The sequence below is a fragment of the Longimicrobium sp. genome, assembly GCF_036280135.1.
Classification (GTDB): Bacteria; Gemmatimonadota; Gemmatimonadetes; order Longimicrobiales; family Longimicrobiaceae; genus Longimicrobium.
This window is the reverse complement of sequence record NZ_DASURI010000046.1, coordinates 1-5,999: the sequence shown is the minus strand read 5'-3', so window position 1 is coordinate 5,999 and position 5,999 is coordinate 1. Positions and strand designations below refer to the sequence as shown.

Genomic DNA, 5,999 nt, shown 5'->3' with positions numbered 1-5,999 from the left:
AGCCTTCCCTCGCTCAGCGACGCGCCACGCAGGGCGATGGAGAGCGCCTGGTCGATGGACTCCACCGGGTGCACCTCCATCTGCTCCAGCACGTCCCGCGGCAGGTCGTCCAGGTCCGCCTCGTTCTCCATCGGCAGGATGATGGCGCGGATGCCGGCGCGGTGGGCGCCCAGCAGCTTCTCCTTGACCCCGCCGATGGGGAGCACGCGGCCCGTGAGCGTGACCTCGCCCGTCATGGCCACGTCGCTGCGCACCGGCGTGCCGCTGAGCGCCGACACCAGGGCCGTGCTCATGGCCACGCCCGCCGAGGGGCCGTCCTTGGGGATGGCGCCCGCCGGCACGTGGATGTGCAGCTCCGAGCCCCACGCCTTGCGCGGGTCGATGCCGTAGCGCGACGCGTTGGCGCGGGCGTAGGTCAGCGCCGCGCGGGCGCTTTCCTTCATCACGTCGCCCAGCTGGCCCGTGAGCACCAGGTTGCCGAAGCCCGGCGCCGTAGCCTCGCCCGCCTCGCCGGCCGCCGTGGCGGTGGGCGTGCGCTGCTGCGCGCTCACCTCGATGAACATGATGTCGCCGCCCACCGGGGTGTAGTACATCCCCGTGGCCACGCCCACGCTGTCCTCGGCCCCCGCGCGCTCCGGGTGCACCCGGGTGCGGCCCAGGAAGTCCTTGATGTCGGACGTATCCACCAGCACGTGGTCCGTGCCGCCGGTGGCGATGCGGCGGGCGGCCTTGCGGGCCACCTTGCCCAGCTCGCGCTCCAGCTGCCGCACGCCCGCCTCGCGGGTGTACTCGCTGATGACGCTTTCCAGGGCCGGCTCCGTCACCTCCAGCTCGCCCTCCTTGAGCCCCGACTGCTCCGTCTGGCGGGGCAGCAGGTAGCGCTGGGCGATGGACTTCTTCTCCAGCTCCGTGTACCCGCGGAACTCCACGGCCTCCATGCGGTCGTACAGGGGCGCCGGGATGTTCTGCGTGTAGTTGGCCGTGGCGATGAACAGCACCTCGCTCAGGTCGAACGGCACGCCCAGGTAGTGGTCCGTGAACTCGTGGTTCTGCGCCGGGTCCAGCACCTCCAGCAGCGCCGACGACGGGTCGCCCTGGTAGCTCACGCCCAGCTTGTCGACCTCGTCCAGCAGGATGACCGGGTTGCGGCTCTTGGCCTGCTTGAGCGCCTGCACGATGCGGCCCGGCATGGCGCCCACGTAGGTGCGCCGGTGGCCGCGGATGTCGGCCTCGTCGCGCACGCCGCCCAGGGCGATGCGCACGTACTTGCGGCCCAGGGCCCGCGCGATGCTCTTGGCGATGGACGTCTTGCCCACGCCCGGAGGGCCCGCGAACAGCAGGATGGGACCCTTGGCGGTCGCCCTGGCCTTGGCCTCGGTGATCTCCTTTTCCAGCGTCTCGGCCGTCTGCTCGGCCTCGGTGCCCTCCAGGGCCTGGGCTTCGACCTGCGCCTCTTCCTTGACCTCGGCCTCGGCGCGGCGGGCGGCCAGCTGGCGCACGGCCAGGAACTCCAGCACGCGGTCCTTCACGTCGTCCAGGCCAAAGTGGTCCTCGTTGAGGATCTCCTCGGCGCCGGCCAGGTTCAGGCTGTCCTCCGTGCGGATGTTCCACGGCAGGTCGGCCAGCTGCTCCAGGTAGGTGCGGATGACCTGGTACTCGGCGCTCTGCGGGTTGGTGCGCTCCAGGCGCGCCAGCTCGCGGTCGGCCTCCTCGCGGGCGGCCTCGGGAAGCTCCAGCGAGTCCAGCTTCTGGCGAAGCTCCTCGACCTCAGCGCCCTCGTCCTCCTCGCCCAGCTCGCGCTGGATGGCCTTCATCTGCTCGCGCAGCAGCATTTCGCGCTGGCGGTCGCCCAGCTCCTCCTGCACCTGCTGCTGGATCTCCTCCTGCGCCTCGATGAGCGCCAGCTGGCGCTGCACGATGAGCAGCAGCGAGCGCAGCCGCTCCTCCACGGACAGGCTCTCCAGGAGCTTCTGCTTGGCCTCGGGGGCCATCTCCACGTAAAAGGCCACCAGGTCGGCGAACGCGCCCGGGTCCTTTACGCCGTCCATGATCTGCTGCAGCATCTCCGCCGGGATGCCGCGGCGGCGGCCCAGCTCGGCGGCGCGGTCGCGCACCTCGCGGTACAGGGCCAGGAACGCGGGGTCCTCGGCGTTCACGGGCTCCATCTCCACCATCTCGCGGACGTGCGCGGTGAGCCCGCGGCCCGGCGTCTCCACGAACTGCAGCGCCAGCGCGCGCGTTTCGCCGTGGATGAGCAGCTGCACGCCGCCGCCGCCCCGCTGCACCTGCGCGATGCGCACGATGGTGCCCACCTGGTACAGGTTGTCGGGGTCCACCTCGTCGCGGTTTTCCTTCTGGGCCAGCGCCAGCATGCGGCGGTCGCCCGCGAGCGCCGCTTCGACGGCCTGCAGCGTTCCCGGACGCCCGGCCGAGATCGGCACGGCGGTCCCCGGGAAGATGACGGTCTCCCGCAGGGGGAGCACCGGCAGCATCGTCTTTTCGCTCATGTGTCTATCGCCTTTCATTCCGATCGCGGCGGGCTGTGTGTCCGCCGCCTGCTATCGGTTCGATTTCGCATCTTCCCTGCCACGCATCAGTACACGCCCAGCGCGCATCCGTGCGCCCCTAAGTGCTGAGATAATCTACACTTAACCACAATGCCCCCTCCGCTGCCATTCCGGCTGTACCCCGGATCGCGCGGGTGCCGCTTCGGCGCGTAACTGCCGGAGAGGCATAAGGTTCGTCGAGTCCGCCGGGCGTGGGACGATTCGCGTCCCGCTCCTGGAGCCATAAACAGGACGGGGCGATCGGTTCCGCGGTTTCGGCCCGGTGGTTCACCCGCCGGGATGCGGATCGAAGCCACGGAGCCCCGCCGGAGGTCCACCTGTCGAGCCGTCCTTGAACCGAGGTGGGTTGTTCTATCGCCGTGTGGCCGATCCCACGCGGCGCCCCCTCCGGGCTCGCGGAGCTCGCCCACCTCCCCCAAAAAACCTGGGGGAGGTTGAACTGCGTTGGTCCCATTGGTGCGCGCAACGCCGGAGCACGCTCTCCGGCACTGGGAAACGGCTGTGTTCAGGCGCGTGGAGCGGGATTCGCGGAGGGCGGCGCGGCCCTTTCGCCGCCTTGCATCCGGCGCGTATGGTTAGGCCGTACTTCCTTTCATGTACGCACGCACCCACGCGCAAACCGCCGTGACCGATCCGCAGCCCGATCCATCCAGGTCCGCCGCGTCCGCCAGCCGCCGGGCCACGGACGACCCCAACGTGTTCCTGATCCCCGACGAGGCGCTGCCGCCGGGGTTCGCGGACAAGGTGCGCGCGGGCGATTTTTCGCCCGTGGCCGCGCGGCAGGCGGCCACCGTGCTGCTGGTGCGCGACTCGGCCGACGGCCCGGAGTTCCTGCTGCTGCGCCGCAAGCGCACCAGCGGCTTCGCGGCGGGTGCCTGGGTGTTTCCCGGCGGCGTGGTGGACGGCGGCGACGCCGAGGGGGGCATCGTGGAGCGCCTGGACGGCCCCACGCCCATGCAGTGGGCCGAGCGGCTGGGCCTCACGGACCCGGCGCAGGCGGTGGGCTTCGTGGTCGCGGCCGTTCGCGAGGCGTTCGAGGAGACGGGCATCCTGCTGGCCCGCGTGGCCGAGGACGCCACCAACCCCGGCGGCCGCGAAACGCTGGACGTGGCCCGGCGCGCCCTGCTGGCCGACGTGGTGGACCTGCGCCAGGTGCTGGTGACGCGCAGCCTGCGCATCGCGGCGGACAAGCTGCTGTACCTGGCGCACTGGATCACGCCCGAGCCGGAGCCGCGCCGCTACGACACGCGCTTCTTTCTCGCGCGCGTAGAGGCGAACGCCGTCTGCACGCCGCACGAGGCCGAGATGACGGAAAGCGTGTGGCTCACGGCCCGCGGCGCCGTGCACTACTTCGAGCTGGGCTCGCTCAAGATGCTGCCGCCCACGGTGCACACGCTGCGTCGGCTGGCGGGCCATGCCTCGGTGGATGACATCTTTGCCGCGCTGGCGGAGGCGCCCGTGCCGGCCATCATGCCCGTGATGCGCGTGGTGCCCGACGGCGTGACCATCGAGCTGCCTCCGGAGGCGCGCTGACGGCGGATTTGTCCCCCTTGATGAAGGTTCGGTCGGGCCGCGGAGAACTTCATCCAGGCCGGGCGTGGCGGGCCGGTCACCTCCCTCGCGCAGCGGGGGAGGTCGCAAGTCGACGAGCGGGTGGGGGTCTCTGCGCGGGGGCCGCGCCCTCGCTCGATGACGGCTTGGCAATGAGCAGATACCGATCGTGAGCGAAACCTACGAGGTGCCGCGCGGGGCAGATGGGGATCCCGTGCGGGCGGCGGTCGAGAACGGAGCGCGCAGCATCCTGGCGGACGACGGCGCGCTGCCGCCCGCGTTCTTCGACCTGAGCACGGGCGTCGCGGGCAGCATCGTCCAGCGGCTGACGCAGTACGAGCTGCGCATGGCGACGGTCGTCCCGGACGTATCCGCGCACTCGGGCCCGTTCCAGGACTTCGCGCGCGAGGCCAACCACGGCCGGCACTTTCGCTTCTTTCCCGACCGCGACCAAGCCGTCGCCTGGCTGGCGGCGGAATAGGCGGACGGCCGGACTCGCGCCGGACACGGTTCTTGCGGCGCCGCCGCGCATCTCCGGATGCCGGAACGCCGCTTTCTCCAACGCAGATCACTGCCCCATGACCCAGCGCCCGACCACGCTCGGCGCCCTGCGCGCCTCTGGATACCGCCCGCGGTCCGTGAAGACGGAGATCCGCGAGAACCTGATGGCAAAGCTGCGCTCCGGCGGGCCCATGTTCCCCGGCATCGTGGGCTACGAGGACTCCGTGGTGCCCGCGCTGGCCAACGCCGTGCTGGCCCGGCACAACTTCATCCTGCTGGGGCTGCGCGGGCAGGCCAAGAGCCGCATCCTGCGCCAGCTTACCACGCTGCTGGACCCCGAGGTGCCCGTGCTGGCCGGCAGCGAGGTGAACGACGACCCGTTCCAGCCCATCAGCAAGTACGGCCGCCAGCTCATCAACGAGGCCGGCGACGACGCGCCCATCGAATGGATTGGCCCGGACCGGCGCTACGTGGAGAAGCTCGCCACGCCCGACGTGACGGTGGCGGACCTCATCGGCGACATGGACCCCATCCGCGCGGCTCGCGGCGGCCACCTGCTGAGCGACGAGCTGACGATCAACTTCGGCCTGCTGCCGCGCGCCAACCGCGGCATCTTTGCCATCAACGAGCTGCCGGACCTGTCGGGCAAGGTGCAGGTGGGCCTGTTCAACGTGCTGCAGGAAGGCGACATCCAGATCAAGGGATTTCCCATCCGCATGCCCCTGGACGTGATGCTCGTCTTTAGCGCCAACCCCGAGGACTACACGGCGCGCGGCAAGATCATCACGCCGCTCAAGGACCGCATCGGCGCGGAGATCCTCACGCACTACCCGCGCACCCCGGAAGAGGGGATGGAGATCACGCGGCAGGAGGCGTGGACCCGCCGCGACGGCGAGGGCGACGCGCGGCAGGAGATCACGGTGCCGCCGTTCGTCTCGGAGCTGGTGGAGCGCGTGGCGTTCCTGGCCCGCGACGACAAGCGCATCGACCGGCGCAGCGGCGTGTCGCAGCGCATGCCCATCACGGTGATGGAGACGGCCGTGAGCAACGCCGAGCGCCGCGCCCTCACGAGCAGCGAGCCCCGCGTGGTGGCCCGCGTGGCCGACGTGTACGCGGCGCTGCCGTCCATCACGGGCAAGATGGAGCTGGAGTACGAGGGCGAGCTGCAGGGCGCCGAGGCCATCGCCAAGGACCTGATCGCCGCCGCCGCGCGCGACCTGTTCGACCGCACGTGGGAGGTCGACATGCTGGACACCATCGTGGACCACTTTGACCGCGGCGGCGTGCTGCAGATCAGCGACGGCGCGTCGGCCGAGGCGTGCCTGGCGGGGCTGCGGGGCGTGCCCGGGCTGGTGGAGGCGCTGGAGGAGGCCGGGCTCT

4 protein-coding genes are annotated in these 5,999 nt (G+C 71.0%); 3 read left to right on the top strand and 1 reads right to left on the bottom strand.

Going from position 1 to position 5,999, the window contains the following annotated elements:
• Positions 1-2,507 (bottom strand): endopeptidase La (gene lon / locus VFZ20_RS01520; RefSeq protein ID WP_329682046.1); only part of this gene is annotated, 2,507 nt, incomplete at its 3' end.
• 684 nt (positions 2,508-3,191) lie between these two features.
• Between lon and VFZ20_RS01515 the strand changes: the two genes are divergently transcribed.
• The 3 genes from VFZ20_RS01515 to VFZ20_RS01505 all read left to right on the top strand — a co-directional run.
• On the top strand, positions 3,192-4,100 hold the full coding sequence (locus tag VFZ20_RS01515; protein WP_329682045.1) for a hypothetical protein: 909 nt from the start codon (positions 3,192-3,194) through the stop codon (positions 4,098-4,100).
• Positions 4,101-4,287: 187 nt separating this feature from the next.
• Positions 4,288-4,599 carry a DUF4180 domain-containing protein gene (locus VFZ20_RS01510; RefSeq protein WP_329682044.1) on the top strand — a complete coding sequence of 104 codons (312 nt, stop codon included), beginning with the start codon at positions 4,288-4,290 and terminating at the stop codon, positions 4,597-4,599.
• A gap of 97 nt (positions 4,600-4,696) precedes the next feature.
• A partial coding sequence (locus VFZ20_RS01505; protein ID WP_329682043.1) for a sigma 54-interacting transcriptional regulator occupies positions 4,697-5,999 on the top strand: 1,303 nt, incomplete at its 3' end.